General features: G+C 40.3%; 20 protein-coding genes. 10 read left to right on the forward strand and 10 right to left on the reverse strand.

Annotation, left to right across the window (positions count from 1 at the left end):
* Nucleotides 1-3 precede the first annotated feature (3 nt).
* The 3 genes from ACOFKR_RS13205 to ACOFKR_RS13215 all read right to left on the reverse strand — a co-directional run bounded on the left by ACOFKR_RS13205 (nt 4) and on the right by ACOFKR_RS13215 (nt 4,259).
* A complete protein-coding gene (locus ACOFKR_RS13205; protein ID WP_419801273.1) occupies nt 4-2,724 on the reverse strand; it encodes a TonB-dependent receptor in 2,721 nt (906 codons plus the stop codon).
* Nucleotides 2,725-2,880: 156 nt separating this feature from the next.
* Nucleotides 2,881-3,999, reverse strand: a complete 1,119-nt coding sequence (gene lpxB, locus ACOFKR_RS13210; RefSeq protein WP_419801274.1) for a lipid-A-disaccharide synthase — start codon at nt 3,997-3,999, stop codon at nt 2,881-2,883.
* Nucleotides 3,996-4,259: a hypothetical protein gene (locus ACOFKR_RS13215; RefSeq protein WP_419801275.1), complete on the reverse strand. Its 264-nt coding sequence runs from the start codon at nt 4,257-4,259 to the stop codon at nt 3,996-3,998. Before ACOFKR_RS13215 ends, lpxB begins: the two co-directional genes overlap by 4 nt.
* Nucleotides 4,260-4,334: 75 nt before the next feature.
* On the opposite strand from ACOFKR_RS13215, the gene ACOFKR_RS13220 reads away from it, so the two are divergent.
* Nucleotides 4,335-4,901 (forward strand): hypothetical protein, encoded by a 567-nt coding sequence (locus tag ACOFKR_RS13220; RefSeq protein WP_419801276.1) that lies wholly within the window; start codon nt 4,335-4,337, stop codon nt 4,899-4,901.
* A gap of 1 nt (nt 4,902) precedes the next feature.
* Here the strand turns inward: ACOFKR_RS13220 and surE are convergent, their stop codons facing one another.
* The gene (gene surE, locus ACOFKR_RS13225; RefSeq protein WP_419801277.1) at nt 4,903-5,679 is read right to left on the reverse strand and encodes a 5'/3'-nucleotidase SurE; all 777 of its coding nucleotides are present in this window, start codon (nt 5,677-5,679) and stop codon (nt 4,903-4,905) included.
* Between the two features lie 38 nt (nt 5,680-5,717).
* Here surE and ACOFKR_RS13230 point away from each other — a divergent pair, with 38 nt between their 5' ends.
* Nucleotides 5,718-6,275, forward strand: coding sequence for a Uma2 family endonuclease (locus tag ACOFKR_RS13230; protein WP_419801278.1), 558 nt, complete (start codon nt 5,718-5,720; stop codon nt 6,273-6,275).
* A gap of 52 nt (nt 6,276-6,327) precedes the next feature.
* Here ACOFKR_RS13230 and ACOFKR_RS13235 read toward each other — a convergent pair whose 3' ends face one another.
* From ACOFKR_RS13235 to ACOFKR_RS13260, 6 genes are all read right to left on the reverse strand, one after another.
* Nucleotides 6,328-6,510 (reverse strand): CsbD family protein, encoded by a 183-nt coding sequence (locus tag ACOFKR_RS13235; RefSeq protein WP_419801279.1) that lies wholly within the window; start codon nt 6,508-6,510, stop codon nt 6,328-6,330.
* Between the two features lie 492 nt (nt 6,511-7,002).
* On the reverse strand, nt 7,003-7,110 hold the full coding sequence (locus ACOFKR_RS13240; protein WP_419803641.1) for a type II toxin-antitoxin system YoeB family toxin: 108 nt from the start codon (nt 7,108-7,110) through the stop codon (nt 7,003-7,005).
* Nucleotides 7,070-7,261: a type II toxin-antitoxin system YoeB family toxin gene (locus tag ACOFKR_RS13245; protein WP_419801280.1), complete on the reverse strand. Its 192-nt coding sequence runs from the start codon at nt 7,259-7,261 to the stop codon at nt 7,070-7,072. The genes ACOFKR_RS13240 and ACOFKR_RS13245 overlap by 41 nt, the downstream gene beginning before the upstream one ends.
* Complete coding sequence (locus ACOFKR_RS13250; RefSeq protein WP_419801281.1) at nt 7,252-7,464, reverse strand: hypothetical protein; 213 nt, start codon at nt 7,462-7,464, stop codon at nt 7,252-7,254. Before ACOFKR_RS13250 ends, ACOFKR_RS13245 begins: the two co-directional genes overlap by 10 nt.
* 66 nt (nt 7,465-7,530) lie before the next feature.
* A complete protein-coding gene (gene acs / locus ACOFKR_RS13255) occupies nt 7,531-9,438 on the reverse strand; it encodes an acetate--CoA ligase (protein WP_419801282.1) in 1,908 nt (635 codons plus the stop codon).
* 73 nt (nt 9,439-9,511) lie between these two features.
* Entirely contained in the window at nt 9,512-10,105 is a 594-nt protein-coding gene (locus ACOFKR_RS13260) for an acetate uptake transporter (protein WP_419801283.1), read from the reverse strand.
* 233 nt (nt 10,106-10,338) lie between these two features.
* On the opposite strand from ACOFKR_RS13260, the gene rpmB reads away from it, so the two are divergent.
* The 8 genes from rpmB (at nt 10,339) to bshC (ending at nt 15,713) form a co-directional block, all read left to right on the forward strand.
* Nucleotides 10,339-10,572 carry a 50S ribosomal protein L28 gene (rpmB, locus tag ACOFKR_RS13265; protein ID WP_419801284.1) on the forward strand — a complete coding sequence of 78 codons (234 nt, stop codon included), beginning with the start codon at nt 10,339-10,341 and terminating at the stop codon, nt 10,570-10,572.
* Between the two features lie 84 nt (nt 10,573-10,656).
* Nucleotides 10,657-10,839 carry a 50S ribosomal protein L33 gene (rpmG, locus tag ACOFKR_RS13270; protein WP_157567070.1) on the forward strand — a complete coding sequence of 61 codons (183 nt, stop codon included), beginning with the start codon at nt 10,657-10,659 and terminating at the stop codon, nt 10,837-10,839.
* 88 nt (nt 10,840-10,927) lie between these two features.
* Nucleotides 10,928-11,098, forward strand: a complete 171-nt coding sequence (locus tag ACOFKR_RS13275; protein ID WP_419801285.1) for a DUF4295 domain-containing protein — start codon at nt 10,928-10,930, stop codon at nt 11,096-11,098.
* A gap of 120 nt (nt 11,099-11,218) precedes the next feature.
* Nucleotides 11,219-12,187, forward strand: coding sequence for a signal recognition particle-docking protein FtsY (gene ftsY, locus ACOFKR_RS13280; RefSeq protein WP_419801286.1), 969 nt, complete (start codon nt 11,219-11,221; stop codon nt 12,185-12,187).
* Nucleotides 12,188-12,252: 65 nt separating this feature from the next.
* Nucleotides 12,253-12,465 carry a hypothetical protein gene (locus tag ACOFKR_RS13285; protein ID WP_419801287.1) on the forward strand — a complete coding sequence of 71 codons (213 nt, stop codon included), beginning with the start codon at nt 12,253-12,255 and terminating at the stop codon, nt 12,463-12,465.
* Between the two features lies 1 nt (nt 12,466).
* The gene (locus tag ACOFKR_RS13290) at nt 12,467-12,733 is read left to right on the forward strand and encodes a type II toxin-antitoxin system RelE family toxin (protein ID WP_419801288.1); all 267 of its coding nucleotides are present in this window, start codon (nt 12,467-12,469) and stop codon (nt 12,731-12,733) included.
* 11 nt (nt 12,734-12,744) lie between these two features.
* Nucleotides 12,745-14,115 (forward strand): 30S ribosomal protein S12 methylthiotransferase RimO, encoded by a 1,371-nt coding sequence (rimO, locus tag ACOFKR_RS13295; RefSeq protein ID WP_419801289.1) that lies wholly within the window; start codon nt 12,745-12,747, stop codon nt 14,113-14,115.
* A 2-nt stretch (nt 14,116-14,117) separates the two neighbouring features.
* Nucleotides 14,118-15,713, forward strand: coding sequence for a bacillithiol biosynthesis cysteine-adding enzyme BshC (gene bshC / locus ACOFKR_RS13300; protein WP_419801290.1), 1,596 nt, complete (start codon nt 14,118-14,120; stop codon nt 15,711-15,713).
* Nucleotides 15,714-15,724 lie beyond the last annotated feature (11 nt).

Consider the following 15,724-nt stretch of genomic DNA (forward strand, 5'->3'; position numbering starts at 1 on the left):
ATCTTATTTCAAAAGCTGATCAAATAACAAAGAAATATAATAAACCGCGCCGATTTGCGGGTTGCCGTAAGACGTTACATAATACTTGTTCAGCACATTGGAACCGCCAACTTTCAATGTACATTTTGCAGCAGTGATTTTGTAAGATACCTGTGCGTCCACCGTTCCGAAAGCCGCAACCACTCCGGTTGCAAACGGCGATTCCCATAAAAACCGGTCCTGCCAGCGATACTGCGCATTAAAACCGATATTTTTATAAATATTACTGCTGTTGACGCCTAAATTATAACGATACTTTGGCGTATTGTATTGATTGATCAAACCATTGCTGGAACTGTTCAGTTGATTGTAAGATACGTTTCCGGTCAGGTTAAATTTATACAAACGATAATCCGCACCAACCGCAAAGCCGTTGGTTTTAACTTTTGCCGGGTTGTTTACATAAGTTGTATAAACCTGATAATTTGCCAGGCCGGCCGGGTTTCCGGGCGTTGGGTTTTGGATCAGGATCTGGTTGGAAATAAAGTTTTTATACCGGTTAAAATAATAGTAAGCATCCAGCAAAAGTTTATCGGTTACCAAACCTTTGTAGCCAATCTCGTAAGCTTGTACGCTTTCCGGCTTAAACTTACTAAAAGTATATTGCTGCAAAACGGCCGGGTTTCCGGTTGCGCTAAATTGCCTGAAACTTTCTAAAGTATAAGCTTTGTTGGTGTTTAAATTGTACTTATCCAGAATTTCCGGCAAGCCGCCAATAATCCTGGTGTTTGGGCGAACCAGTAAATCAATATACTGGTTTTGCGTGGTTGGGTTACGGTAACCGGTTTGATAAGACAAACGGATGTTATTGTTCGGCAAAAAAGTATAAACACCCGAAATACGGGGCGTAAAACGTCCTTCAAAATTTTGGTTTTTATCATAGCGGACAGAACCGGTCAGCTTCAGTTTGTCATCAAAAAGCTTTTTGACCACTTGTGTGTAGGCACCAACTTCATTAATATTGATGCTTCTGCTTAAATCATCAAACAAAGTGCCATCTGAATGGAGTTTGTAAACCCGGTAATTGGCACCAACCAAAACATCAACCACATTATTAAGTAGTTTAGAAAAATTGTACATGCCTTCTGCATTGTACAAATTTGATTTATCGTTAAACTTGGCACCGCCGCCAGGGCCGATGGTTTTGCCGGTTACCTGATCTTTCAAAGCTTCAAACGCAGAAGAACCCGGCTGTGGCCGACCATTATCTGCAACTGAACGTGCAATTTGTTGCGCCACGGCATCACTTTGCGGACCAGTTAAACCAGCAGGCATCAACACTGCCGGACTACCCAAACGCGCACCGTTATAAGCTTGTGCAAACTGGGTAAACCAGGTAGTTGATGGTTTCCAGTATTCGTTGATCAAAGTTCCTAAAGCGGTGGCGTTATATGCATCACCAGAACGTTCCTGCGTTGTGTATCCGCGTAAAAAGAAATCGGCCCCTTTCAACTCCAGTTTGTATTGGCCCAGCGTAAAGTTTTTAAGTGAGTACCGGTCAGAACCTGTATAAACCGAAGTACCGATCCCATAATTTCCCTGTGCAATCAGTTCTAAATTATCGTTGAATTTGTAATGCAACGCAGCCAAAGTTTTAATAGATTTGGTGCCATAATCCACCAAAGTATTTTCATTATAACCGGTGCGCGAAACCGTTTGCCCATTCAGCAAGCCTGCCGTGGCACCAAAAGTGGTATTGATTTCATCGCCATAAACATTTACTCCGTCATAATTGGGGTCAGTTGTGCGTGTTCCGGTTTTGGTCATGCTGTTTAAGCGGTTGTAATCTGTGTAATTTCTGGCCTGCCAATCGTTTGCTTTTAAGTAAGAAAAATCAACCTTAAACGCAAACCTGTTGTTAAAAGCTTTGGCATAACGCAAACTGTAATCATTGTAAACAGCTGCTTTTTGCTGATCATCGTTTACGTGGTTTACGCCGGTTTTCAACAAAACACTCAAACCCTGATGCGTAAACGGGCTTTTAGAGGTGAGCAGCAAAGTGCCGTTGATTCCGCCTGCGCCATACAAAGCGGAAGATGCGCCGGGCAGCAACTCTGCATTGTCCACGTCCAGTTCGGAAAGGCCCACAATGTTACCGATGGAAAAATTCAGTCCCGGTGCCTGGTTGTCCATTCCATCTACAAACTGGTTAAAACGCTCATTGCCATTGGTATTGAAACCGCGCGTGTTTACAGATTTAAAAGTTAAACTTTGCGCACTCAGTTCCACGCCTTTCAGGTTGGCCAAAGCATCATAAAAAGACGGCGCGGCCGATTGCCGGATGGCCGTTGTGCCCATGCGTTCAATCGAAACCGGAGATTCCAGGATCCTTTCCGGCGTGCGGGAAGCGGCCACAACTACTTCCTGACCTAAAATGCCCTGTTGCTGCAGTTCAAAATTGAGGTTGGCCGATGAACCGCTGATCTGCTGCTCCAGCGTTTGGTAACCGATGTAAGAAACAATCAGCATAAAGGGCTTTGGCCGAGTGGTTTTAAAGCTGAAATGACCAGCCGCATCTGTTGAAGTGCCAGTGCCGCCCCGCAAACTTACGCTTACGCCAATCAGTTTTTCGTGGGAATTTTTATCGGTAACAGTGCCAGAAATGGTGGTTTGTGCAAATACCTTGGCTGTTGAAAAAACAATAAGCAGGAACGCACAAATTTTGTGTGTAAAAATTTTACGCATAAATAATCAGGTTTAGGTTGAATGGAGCTTATGCTCAAAAAAGTTTCAGCAAAAAAAGAGAAAAAATTTTGTTGATAAAAGAAGCATCAGCAAAAAAGATTTGATTTTTTGCGTTGATAATAAAGTGTTTACAATGCTTCTTTTAGCACTGTTTTTTCAGGCTGGCTGTTTTTGCAGATAGCCGATCATCAGTTCTGCGGTTTTTGCAGATGCGCCGGGTTTGCCCATTTTCCTATTTAAAACAGCGTAATTGGCAAGCATGGTTTGCCGGTAATGCTGATTATGCAGCAACCGTTCGAGCTCATTACTGATTTTTTGCGGCGTGCAGTTTTCCTGGATCAGTTCTTTCACAATTTCACGGTCCATAATCAAGTTCACCAGCGAGATAAACCGGATTTTGATCAGCATTTTGGCAATGCCGATCGTAATTGCATTACCTTTATAAAGCACCACTTGCGGCACATGGAACAAAGCCGTTTCCAGCGTGGCCGTGCCCGAAGCCACCAAAGCTGCGCTGGCGTGTTGCAGCAAATTATACGTTTGGTCAAAAACGACCGGCACCAATTTTTGGCCGATAAAAGAAGCATAATCCTCCGCAGCAAACGATGGCGCACCGGCAATAACAAACTGATGGTTTGGGAACTGATCGGTTATCGCCAGCATATCGGGCAAAATACCTTTCAGTTCCTGCCTGCGGCTGCCCGGCAGCAAAGCCACAATCGGTTTTTGACCCAGGTTATTTTGGCGGATAAAGTTTTCGTTTTTTTGGTGGATAAAAACAGCATCCAGCAGCGGGTTGCCAATGTAATCCACTTCCATGCCCCAGGATTTATAAAAATCAACTTCAAAAGGCAAAATGCAGAACATTTTGTCCACCACTTTTTTGATTTTTAAAACCCGTTTCTGGTTCCAGGCCCAAACTTTTGGCGAGATATAATAAAAAACAGGCAAACGTTTTTCTTTACAAAAAGTGGCAATTTTTAGGTTGAAGCCCGGGAAATCGATCAAAATCACCACATCCGGCCGCCATTTTAAAATATCATTTTTGCAGGTTTTCATGTTTTTAAGGATGGTGCGCAGGTTTAAAGCCACTTCCAAAAAACCCATAAAAGCCATTTCGGCATAATGTTTCACCAGCGTTCCGCCTTTGGCCTGCATCAAATCTCCGCCAAAAAAACGAAACTCGGCCTGCGGATCGCGGGCTTTTAAAGCAGCCATCAAATTGGCACCATGCAAATCTCCGGAAGCTTCGCCGGCAACCAGATAATATTTCATCGGAGTTTTATTTTAAAGATAAAGGCCAAAACCAGTACCACAAAGCAGATCATCAATATCCCGATCGCCGTTCTGTCGATTTTTGCCTTGTAAAGGAAACGTATCAAAACCAAATTTATACCAACCGCAATCAAATACGGCGCGCCGGGTTTGGCAGGAAAAAGCTGATTTTTAAAAGCAATTTCAGCCAAAAAAAACGTCGATAAAGGAAGTATCAACCCTAAAAGCAGCCCAACAACAAGATTATTTTTTACCTGCATCGGCCAAAATTAAAACATTGACAGAAATAATCAGAAATACTTTTTTTATCATCCTAAAAACAGCAGTTTTAAATTATGAAAATGTTGTTTGTTGTTGCCTTGGATTTTTGCTTAAACGTATCGGTTTTTGCGCAGAAATATGTCCCGCAAATTAAAACCGGAACGGTACTGAATTACACAGCTTATCACAAAGCTTTTGGCCAGGAAGTGCCTTTAACGTTGACCGTTTTAAGTACAACTGCACCGGTCCAGCTTAAATTTTATGTGCCGCAATTAGGGACCGGGACTTTTGAAATGTCGGCAAAAGCAGTTGAAAGCGGTAAAAAAATGGCGATCAAAGAACCTTCTATGGATGATATAACCCGGTTGAAAGACGATGAAACGCTGGCCATTTTATCCAAAACCACTTTCAATAATTTAAAAACCAATAATTCTTTTGAACTGAACGGGCAAACTTTTACCGTTGCTGCGGATGCAACACCCTTTAAAATCAACGATAAAGAAGCAGATGTTTTTTACGCCGCAACAGCCAACGGGAAAACCAAATTATGGATTTTGAACGATCCGGATTTTCCGCTGATCTGCAAATTAACCGGTGGCCCGCAAGGGATTGACCTGAATTTACAAAGTATAAAAGAATGACCTAAGCCTCAAATTTCCAGCTGTTTAGCGTTCCGATAGCGTGGTGTGCCGTCATATCAAACTGCACCGGGACAACCGAAACGTAGTCATGTTCTAAAGCCCAAACATCCGTGTCTTCGCCCAGATCGTTTACCTGGAAAACGCCGGTCAGCCAGTAATATTTCCGTTTCTGCGGATCAGATCGCTCATCAAATTCTTCAGCCCATTTGGCGTTGGCCTGTCGGCAGATTTTAATACCTTTTAAATCTTTGGTGTTGGGGAAGTTGACGTTCAGTAAAGTTGCTTGTGGCAAACCGTGATCTAAAACCTGCAAAGCAATTTGGTTGATGTATTTTTTTGCGGCCGAGAAATCTGCTTCCTGTGTGTAATCATCCAGCGAAAAACCAATGGAAGGAATGCTTTCGATGGCACCTTCTACCGCGGCAGACATGGTGCCGGAATACAGTACATTGATGGAATTATTTAAACCGTGGTTGATCCCGGAAACGCACAAATCCGGTTTTTTGCCTTTAAAAATAACGTTCACGGCCAGCTTCACACAATCCACGGGCGTGCCGGAACATTTGTACATTTCCACGCCTTCGTACAGATCAACCTTATCCAAACGCAGCGGTTTGCCAATCGTGATCGCGTGGCCCATGCCCGATTGCGGACTATCCGGCGCAACCACAATTACTTGCCCGATTTCCTGCATCACTTCCAGCAAAGCTTTGATGCCCGGTGCAGTAATTCCATCATCATTAACCACTAAAATGGTTGGTTTTGTTGCTTTTGCCATGCGGCGAAATTATAAATAAGATTTTTTATATTTGATAGATGCTGACCACGGAAACAAAAAACAAATACACCGAAAAAGATTATATGCTTTTGGAAGAAGGTGCGCCTTTTCAGTTGATAAATTATGATTTGATTATGTCGCCTTCACCAACCTCAAAACACCAATTAATTTCGATGAAATTAACCGGTTTTATTTTAGATTTTTTGAGAAACACCAACAACAAAGGTCTTTTTTTATCGGCTCCGATGGATGTTAAATTAGATGATGGTAATATTTTTCAGCCTGATTTAATTTATGTAACTGCAGAAAGAAAAGAAAAATTATTGAAAGATCGGATTGAAGGTGCGCCCGATTTAATAATAGAGATACTTTCGCCTGCTAACGGTTATTACGATCTTCGCCAGAAAAAAGACATGTATGAAAAATATGGCGTTGCAGAATATATTATTATTGATCCGTTACAATTAAGCGTTGAAATTTATGTGCTAAAAGAAGCATTGTATGTTTTGGATCAAAAAGTTAAGCAACCGGAAACTTTCCATTCTACCGTTTTAAATGGTTTTTCTGTTGAACTAAAAGAACTTTTTGCACAATAAAAAAGGAAGCCTGCACCCAGACTTCCTCAATTTTTATAGGATAAAAGAAGTATTACAAGCTTTCTAACCAACTTACAACTTCGTCTCGGCTTTTGCCTGTTTTAGTTTGCAACTTGCCCAACAGTTCATCGTCTTTACCTTCTTCGTGCGTTAAATCGTCATCGGTTAAATCGCCATAAGCTTGTTTTACTTTGCCTTTTAACTGGTTCCAGTTTCCTTTTAAATTAAGATCCATAATTGTAATTATTTAAGTAAAATGATAAAGTAAATATATTCAGAAAAATCAAAATTTAATTTCTTTGCTTAAAATATGCTTGTAAAAGAAGCATGAAAATAATTTTTTTAAAAAAGCTTTACTCTTTTTCGATTCTGCTTTATATTTATATGAAAAAAGGAGGAGGAATAAAATAATAAATTGAAAGGTAGCCGTTCGTTATGGGATATGATTAAATCAACAGCCTGGGTTTAATATTAAGCCGGCATTAAGCAGGGATAAATAATAAATTAAGTAATTAATACTTATGAAATATTGTCATTAGTTTTTATTGGAGGGAATTTGCTTTTAGAAATTTACCGAACAATTAAAATAGAAAATAACCTTAAACTCCCTATTTAAATTAGGGAGTTTTTTGAATTTACACTACAAAGCCCCTTATTTAATTTTCTCTACTACAGCCGTATCAATCAGAGTGATACTATCGCTTAAGTTTAAGTAAAAACCTACAGATCAATAATGATAACGCAATTGAGCTATAAAAATAATGTCGTTTTCAATTTTATAAACTAAACGATGCTCACTTGTAATTCGTCTCGACCAAATATCCCAACCACTTATGCTTTAGTGCCTCTGGTTTGCCAATCCCTTCAAAAGGCGTTTGCTGAATTTCTTTGAGCAGATGCTCAATTTTCCCGGATACATTTTTATTCCCTCTTTTCTTCCAATATTGTAATTCTTCAATTGCACGAGGCGAAAATATTATTTCCATAGATCCTCTAAGGATATTTTCACCCCATTACCTGCATTTAATTGCGCAATGTTTTCATCCAAAGCTTCATAATTGGCTTTACTTGACATTAAATACTCCGTTTCGTCAAACTCCTTTTCGTATTTTATACTAAAAGCCTCAAAAATTGTTTTAAGTGCTTTTTCCTGTGCTTCGTCTTTTGGATGTATGGTAAGTATTGCCATTGCCTTAGGTGTTTCTCTTTATCATAAATTTAATATTTTTCTTTGTATTAATACAATACTGGCTTGCTACAACGCACCTTCCTTAATTTCTTCCACCACACCAGGGTCCAATAATGTGGACGTATCGCCCAGATTCCCGGTATCCCATTCTGCAATCTTCCTTAAAATCCTTCGCATGATTTTGCCGGAACGCGTTTTTGGCAAACCGCTTACAAACTGTATTTTATCCGGTTTGGCAATCGGGCCGATGATGCGCGAAACCGTCATGGTTATATCTTTTCGGGTAAGTTCGTCATCACCGTGCTTATTCGGACAAACTACATAAGCATAAACGCCCTGGCCTTTTATTTCATGCGGGTAACCAACCACTGCAGATTCGACTACATCCGAGTGCATGTTGATCGCATTTTCTACTTCGGCAGTACCAATACGATGGCCGGAAACGTTGAGCACATCATCAACCCGGCCAGTGATTTTATAGTAGCCGTCTTCATCCCGTAGGCAGCCATCACCGGTAAAATACAGGTTTGGGTAAGTGGCAAAATACGTAGTGCGACAGCGTTCATGATCGCCATATGTGGTACGCAACATGCCTGGCCACGGAAATTTGATACACAGGTTTCCGCTTACGCCGTTGCCTTCAATTTCTTTTCCGTTTTCATTTACCAAAACCGGCTGAACGCCCGGAAGCGGCAGTGTGGCATAACCCGGCTTGGTTGGCGTTACGTTACAAATCGGTGCAATCATTAAACCACCGTTTTCCGTTTGCCACCAGGTATCGGCAATAGGGCATTTATTATGGCCGATTTTATCGTCAAACCAATGCCAGGCTTCTTCATTGATCGGTTCGCCTACAGAACCTAATTTGGTCAACGAACTTAGGTCTTTTCCCTCTAAGGGTTTATCGCCAAAACCCATCAGCGAGCGGATGGCCGTTGGCGCAGTATATAAAATGTTGACTTTATGTTTTTGTACGATGTCCCACATCCGCCCGGCATCGGGCCAGGTTGGGATGCCTTCAAACATCAGCACTGTGGCACCTTGCGAAAGCGGGCCGTAAACGATGTAAGAATGCCCTGTGATCCAGCCGATATCTGCAGTACAAAAATGCACTTCGCCCGTTTGGTACTGAAAGACATTGGCAAAAGTATAACCGGTATAAACCATGTAGCCGCCGCATGTGTGCACCACGCCTTTTGGTTTGCCGGTTGAGCCAGATGTGTACAAGATGAAAAGCATATCTTCCGCATCCATTTCTACTGCCGGGAAATCGGTTTTTCCGCTGGTTTCTACTTTTTTAATTTCATCTTCCCACCAAACATCCCGCCCTTTCAGCATCGAAACCGGAGTGCGGCTGCGGGTTAAAACAATTACTTTTTGTACCGATTTGCACTGCACCAGCGCATCATCAATTACAGATTTCATCGGCGTTTCTTTGCTTCCGCGGAAACCGCCATCAGAAGTAATCACGAGCGTACACGTTGCATCATTGATCCGGTCTGCAATGGATTGTGCCGAAAATCCACCAAAAACAACCGAATGGATGGCACCAATACGCGCACAAGCCAAAACGGCAATGGCCAGCTCAGGAACCATAGGCATATAAATACAAATACGGTCGCCTTTTTTAGCACCATTATTTTGGAGAACGTGCGCAAACTGACAAACTTTTTGATGTAACTGCTTATAAGTTAAAGTACGATGATGTTCTTCCGGATCGTTTGGTTCCCAGATGATTGCGGGTTGATCGCCTAAATTTTCCAGGTGGCGGTCCAGGCAGTTTTCGGTAATGTTCAATTTCGCACCGGAAAACCATTGGATTTTGGGTTCTGTAAAATTCCAGTTCAGCACTGTGTCCCATTTTTTACGCCATAAAAAGTTTTCGGCAATTTCCGCCCAAAATTTTTCAGGTTCGGTTACGCTGTAATCGTAGGTGCTTTTGTACTCTTCGAAAGATTTTATTTGCAGGTTCATTGGATAGATTATTTACGCCTTCTCGCGGTAAAACTATAAAATCTGTTTTGCAGAAAGCCTATGCGGTACATAATTATTTTGTGATTGAACCAACCGGCCAGAAGTTCCGGCCATAAACCTCATTCAGCAAAGTTGCGGAACCAGTATAAATAGCCGAAAAACCGCAGATCAGACCTTCGTAACCAGCCAAGTGCGTAATGGATTTATTACCGGTTGCATCGCCGGCGGCCAGTAAAAAAAACAGGATGGTCAAGGTGGCAAAAACAAACTGTAAAGCACGGTTTATCTTCAAGGTTCCGATAAATAACAAGCCTGTAAAAACGCCCCACATGGCCAGATAGGAAGCCATTGCAGTTTCTGATGCGGCAATTGTCCAGCCTAATTTCGGCATCACGATCAGCCCAACTAAGCTAAGCCAGAAAAAACCATAAGATATAAAAGCTGTCATTCCAAATGTATTGTTTTTTTTAGACTCTAAAATCCCGGCAATCACCTGCGCGGTCCCGCCGTAAAAAATCCCCATGGCAAGGATCATGGAATTGAGTTCAAAAAAGCCGGCGTTGTGCAGGTTTAATAAAACGGTGGTCATGCCGAAGCCAAACAGGCCGAGCGGACCAGGATTGGCAGAAGAATCCCGTACGACGAGTTCGTTAATTTCTTTCATCATAATAAATTATAAGTTGATAATTGGTTTTTCAATCTAATGATTGAGCGGCTTAAATTAATGATTTTGAGTTCAAAATCATTATCTGTAACAAATTTTTTTTGGAGAAACGGATACTGTTTTTATCACCTAAATTTTATCAAACTAAATTTGAAAACGCTATTGGTTTTTTTGATTGGATTGCTGATATTTGCAAACTCTTTTTCGGAGGAGAAGAGATAACAAAAGATTTCATCATGTCTAGAATTTGCGATTTAACCGGTAAAACTTCCATGAACGGATTTAACGTTTCCAACTCGAACGCTAAAACCAAACGTAAGTTTCACCCTAACCTGAAGCTGAAAAAGTTTTTCATCCCGGAAGAAGATAAATGGATTACACTGAAAGTTTCTACTTCAGCGATTAAAACTGTTAATAAAAACGGTATTTCTGCCTGCATCAGCAAGTTTGTAAAAAAAGGATACATTTAATTAGTTGCCGGTTTCCTGTTGTAAGTTGCCTGTTTTGGTTTTTAACTTACGACTTATAACTCACAACTTATAATTCATATAAAAATGGCAAAAAAAGGCAATAGGGTTCAGGTAATTTTAGAATGTACCGAACACAAAACCAGCGGAATGCCGGGCATGTCCCGTTACATTACCACCAAGAATAAAAGAAACACTACTGAAAGACTGGAATTAAAGAAATTTAATCCGGTATTGAGAAAAGTAACTGTTCATAAAGAAATTAAATAGCAATCTGGTTTATGGTTGATAGGTCATAGTAGCTGAATTTCGCATTTACTATGAACTATTAACTATCATCTATCAACTTAAAAAAAACATGGCAAAGAAAGTAGTTGCAACCCTGAAAACCGGAAAAGGTAAAGAATACTCCAAAGTGATCACGATGGTAAAATCCCCTAAAACCGGTGCTTATTCTTTCAAAGAGATTATGGCACATAACGATCACGTTAAAGATGCAATTGCTGTAGCAAAAGCTGCTAACCAGTAATCAAAATCTTTTTAAAACAAGAAAGCCGTTCCGATTTTACCGGAAGGGCTTTTTTTTGTTGACATCTAAATTTATGCCATAAAAGAAGCATTGGCTTTTCAGCTTAATTCCAAATAAATTATGGGCTTATTTGATTTTTTCAAGAAGAAAGAAACCACAGTAATTGAGCAGCAGGAACTGGATAAAGGTTTGGAAAAAACAAAAGATAGTTTTTTATCTAAAATTACCAAAGCTGTTGCCGGAAAAGCTACCGTTGATGAAGAAGTGCTGGATGACCTGGAAGAAATTTTAGTCACTTCAGATGTTGGCGTAACCACTACACTAAAAATCATCAAGCGGATTGAAGAGCGTGTTGCCCGCGATAAGTACCTCGGCACCAATGAACTGAACGGAATTTTAAAAGAGGAAATCCAGGCTTTATTGGCAGAAAACAATAGCAACGATTTTCATAATTTTGAGTATGGAAACCATAAACCATACGTAATTATGGTGGTAGGCGTAAACGGCGTAGGCAAAACCACCACAATTGGCAAACTGGCTTACAAACTTAAGCAAGCTGGAAATCAAGTCGTTATTGGTGCGGCAGATACTTTTCGTGCAGCGGCGGTTTCGCAAATCCAGCTTTGGGGCGAGCGTGTAGGTGTGCGTGTTGTGGCGCAGGCAATGGGTTCCGACCCGGCTTCTGTAGCTTACGATACGGTGAAATCTGCGGTTTCCAACGGCGATGATGTAGTGATAATCGACACTGCAGGCCGTTTGCACAACAAAGTTGGTTTGATGAACGAGCTGACAAAAATCAAAACGGTCATGCAAAAGGTAATCCCGAACGCACCGCATGAGATTTTATTGGTTTTGGACGCTTCGACCGGGCAAAATGCGATCGAACAGTGCAAACAATTTACTCAGGCAACAGATGTAAATGCTTTGGCTTTGACCAAATTGGACGGAACTGCAAAAGGCGGCGTGGTGATCGGTATTTCCGATCAGTTTAAAATCCCGGTAAAATATATTGGTGTTGGAGAAGAAAAAGATCAACTGCAGTTGTTTGACCGGAAAGCTTTTGTGGATTCGTTGTTTAAGAATAATTAGTCATTCAGTTTTCAAATTGAAGCTTGAGTTTTATCTCCATCATAATTAATTGTAATTTTAGGTTTATGGAAAGTATCGTTATTCATCCTAACAATAAAAAAGATTTGGACTTATTACAATATCTTGCACAAAAGATGGGACTTAAAACTCAAATTCTGAATCAATCAGAAAAAGAAGATATAGCGATGATGAAAGCCATACATGAAAATGATCCGACAGAAAATCTAACTATAGAAAATGCAGTTGCTTACTACCGAACTTTAGATAAAGCAAAATAATGTGCAGCTAATCTATAACAAAAAGTTCCTGAAAGATCTGGCTTCAATTCCTTCCAAACAGAGAATTAAAGTTGAAAAACTGATTTTTCAGGAAATTCCAACTTACAAGGGCTTCTCAGAAATAAAAAATTTAAAGAAACTACAGGGTTACGAATTATATTACCGCATCAGAACCGGAGATTACCGAATAGTTATAAAATATCAAAATGACACTTTAACCTTGGAACGAGTACTTCACCGGAAAGACATTTACAATCTATTTCCTTAATTTCAGATTTTTTGAAAACGAAAATATCAACATTAAACACTACCAAAAAACCACGTGTAAACGTAGTTACTTTAGGTTGTTCTAAAAACATATACGATTCTGAAATATTGATGGGTCAGCTGAAAGGCAACTACTTTGATGTGGTGCACGAAAGTGAAAAAGTTGGCCGTAACGATATTGTGGTAATCAATACCTGCGGATTTATCGATAACGCCAAGCAGGAATCTATCGATACCATTTTACAATACAGCGAGCTAAAAGAAAAGGGGAAAGTTGGAAAATTAATTGTTACCGGCTGTCTTTCAGAACGTTATAAACCAGAATTAGAAGCAGAACTACCTAACGTTGATGCTTTTTTTGGCACAAATAATCTGCAGGAAATCTTACAAAATATCGGTGCCGATTATAAATATGAGTTACTGGGCGAGCGGATGTTGACCACTCCTTCTCATTTCGCTTATTTTAAAATTGCGGAAGGCTGCAACCGGCCATGCTCCTTTTGCGCCATTCCGCTGATGCGCGGCAAACATGTTTCCACACCGATGGACGAGCTTGTTTTACAGGCAAAAAAACTGGCTGCAAATGGTACGAAAGAACTGATCATGATTGCGCAGGATTTAACTTATTACGGTTTGGATTTATACGGCAAACGCAATCTTGATGAGTTGTTGCGCCGGATTTCCGATGTGGAAGGCATTGAATGGATAAGGTTGCAATATGCTTATCCTTCTGGTTTCCCGATGGAAATACTGGATGTGATGAACGAACGCAGTAATGTTTGTAATTATCTGGATATGCCGCTGCAACACATTACAGACAACATGTTGAAGTCGATGCGGCGCGGAATTACCAAGCAAAAAACGATTGATCTGATTAGCCAAATCCGGGACAAAGTTCCCGAAATAGCTTTGCGAACCACTTTAATTACCGGTTATCCTGGTGAAACCGAACAGGATTTTGAAGAAATGCAGCAATGGGTGATGGACACAAAATTTGATCGTTTAGGCTGTTTTACGTATTCGCACGAAGAAAAAACACATGCGCATAACTTGGTGGATGATGTTTCGGAAGAAGTAAAACAGGAACGTTCTGAAGCAATTATGGAAGTGCAGCAACTGATCTCCCACGAAAAAAACCACCAGAAAATCGGACAAACATTTAAAGTTTTGATCGATAAGATTGAAGGTGAATATTTAGTTGGGCGGACTGAATTTGATTCGCCGGAAGTGGACAATGAAGTTTTGATCGATGCACGCGAACAATATGCCGCCCCGGGAAGTTTTGTTGAAGTGAAAATTGATTCGGCAGAAGATTTTGATTTGTATGGAAGCATCGTTTCCGCAGAAAAAATTTCAAAATTGGCCGAACCGAGCTACTTGTAAAAATGGATGCCACTTATATCGATTATGCTGAAACCGGAAGTTTTTCCCCAACGGTCGTCAACTATCTAAAAAATGATGAAAGTTTAAAACCTTTTTATGGTTTCAGGCCAGACTTGGACGGTTTCCGCCAATTGCTTCAACACAAAAAAAACACCTGTAAAAGAAGCATTTTAATAGAAGTTTTAAATGCACAATATAAAAAACTACCGGTAAAAGAAGTATCGGATTTAACCCGGACATATCTTGATCTGCTGAACCGGGAAAACACGTTTACCGTTACAACCGGCCATCAGCTTAATATTTTTACCGGCCCGCTTTATTTTATTTTTAAGATTGTTACGGCAATTAATTTAGCCAAAGACTTAAAGATAGAATTTCCTGATAAAAACTTTGTCCCGGTTTATTGGATGGCTTCAGAAGATCATGATTTTGTCGAGATCAACCATACGCAAATTGGCGGTAAAAAAATAGCATGGAACGAAGAAGTTTCCGGTGCGACAGGTCGCGTTTTGACCAAAGGAATCCGCGAAGCACTGAATCAATATAAAGGCATTTTAGGCATTGTTGAACATGCTGATGAACTTTCTGAATTCGTTGAAACCGCTTATGCCAAGTTTGAAAAACTGGCCGATGCCACGCGTTATTTGGTCAATGCGTTGTTCGCCAGGTTTGGTTTGATCATTATTGATGCAGATGATCCACGTTTAAAAAAAGAATTTGCGCCAATTATTGAATCGGACATCATCAATCAAAATAGTTTTAAAAACATTTCGGAAACCAATGAAAAGCTGGAAAAAGCTGGCGTTCATATTCAGGTCAACCCTCGGGAAATCAACTTTTTTTACCTGCTAAAAGAAGTACGCGAACGCCTTGTTTTTGAAGAGCATCGATACAAAGTTTTAAATACAGCTATTTCTTTTTCGGAAGAAGAACTGAAAACTGAAATTGCAGATTTTCCGGAAAGGTTTAGTCCGAACGTAGTGATGCGGCCGCTTTACCAGGAAGTCATCTTACCAAATATTGCCTACATCGGCGGCGGCGCGGAAGTAGTTTACTGGATGGAACTGAAATCTAATTTTGATTTTTACAAGGTCGATTTTCCAATTTTGATTTTGCGGAATTCAGGCTTAATTGTATCCAAAAGATCGGCAGAAAAAGCTGCAAACATGGGTTTAACTTTGACTGATTTTTTCCAAACTACCAACATTTTGAAAAATGATTGGATACAAGTCAACAGTCAAAACCAGTTGCAGTTGAGCGGATTTCAGCAGGAATTGAATGCTGTTTTTAGCAGGTTAAAATTGCATAATATTAAAATCGACCCAACTTTGGGACCATCAACAGAAGCAATTCAAAAAAGACTGGAACATGCTGTTTTTAACCTGGAAAAAAAGTTGCTCAAAGCTGAAAAACGCAATTACCAAGTTCGGTTAAACCAGATTGACCAAATCAAAGCAGAACTTTTTCCCGGCGGAAATTTACAGGAACGCAATGAAAACTTTGGCTTGTTTTATGTGAAACTTGGATCCAAGTTGATTGATGGACTCATTGCAAACTTCAAACCTTTGGATTTTAAGTTTACAATTTTAACGGAGTAACAGATATTGTT

Origin of the sequence: Mucilaginibacter sp. (assembly GCF_965201005.1) — a bacterium.
Classification (GTDB): domain Bacteria; phylum Bacteroidota; class Bacteroidia; order Sphingobacteriales; family Sphingobacteriaceae; genus Mucilaginibacter_A.

Coding starts and splice junctions, on each gene's coding strand:
- lpxB (WP_419801274.1), bottom strand. CDS start 3,999: ATGAAATATTATCTGGTTGCCGGCGAAGCTTCCGGAGATTTGCATGGT.
- acs (WP_419801282.1), bottom strand. CDS start 9,438: ATGAACCTGCAAATAAAATCTTTCGAAGAGTACAAAAGCACCTACGAT.
- surE (WP_419801277.1), bottom strand. CDS start 5,679: ATGGCAAAAGCAACAAAACCAACCATTTTAGTGGTTAATGATGATGGA.
- ACOFKR_RS13250 (WP_419801281.1), bottom strand. CDS start 7,464: ATGGCAATACTTACCATACATCCAAAAGACGAAGCACAGGAAAAAGCA.
- ACOFKR_RS13245 (WP_419801280.1), bottom strand. CDS start 7,261: ATGGAAATAATATTTTCGCCTCGTGCAATTGAAGAATTACAATATTGG.
- ACOFKR_RS13235 (WP_419801279.1), bottom strand. CDS start 6,510: ATGGATCTTAATTTAAAAGGAAACTGGAACCAGTTAAAAGGCAAAGTA.
- ACOFKR_RS13285 (WP_419801287.1), top strand. CDS start 12,253: ATGGAAAGTATCGTTATTCATCCTAACAATAAAAAAGATTTGGACTTA.
- ACOFKR_RS13205 (WP_419801273.1), bottom strand. CDS start 2,724: ATGCGTAAAATTTTTACACACAAAATTTGTGCGTTCCTGCTTATTGTT.
- ftsY (WP_419801286.1), top strand. CDS start 11,219: ATGGGCTTATTTGATTTTTTCAAGAAGAAAGAAACCACAGTAATTGAG.
- ACOFKR_RS13220 (WP_419801276.1), top strand. CDS start 4,335: ATGAAAATGTTGTTTGTTGTTGCCTTGGATTTTTGCTTAAACGTATCG.
- ACOFKR_RS13260 (WP_419801283.1), bottom strand. CDS start 10,105: ATGATGAAAGAAATTAACGAACTCGTCGTACGGGATTCTTCTGCCAAT.
- ACOFKR_RS13275 (WP_419801285.1), top strand. CDS start 10,928: ATGGCAAAGAAAGTAGTTGCAACCCTGAAAACCGGAAAAGGTAAAGAA.
- ACOFKR_RS13230 (WP_419801278.1), top strand. CDS start 5,718: ATGCTGACCACGGAAACAAAAAACAAATACACCGAAAAAGATTATATG.
- rpmB (WP_419801284.1), top strand. CDS start 10,339: ATGTCTAGAATTTGCGATTTAACCGGTAAAACTTCCATGAACGGATTT.
- rpmG (WP_157567070.1), top strand. CDS start 10,657: ATGGCAAAAAAAGGCAATAGGGTTCAGGTAATTTTAGAATGTACCGAA.
- bshC (WP_419801290.1), top strand. CDS start 14,118: ATGGATGCCACTTATATCGATTATGCTGAAACCGGAAGTTTTTCCCCA.
- ACOFKR_RS13215 (WP_419801275.1), bottom strand. CDS start 4,259: ATGCAGGTAAAAAATAATCTTGTTGTTGGGCTGCTTTTAGGGTTGATA.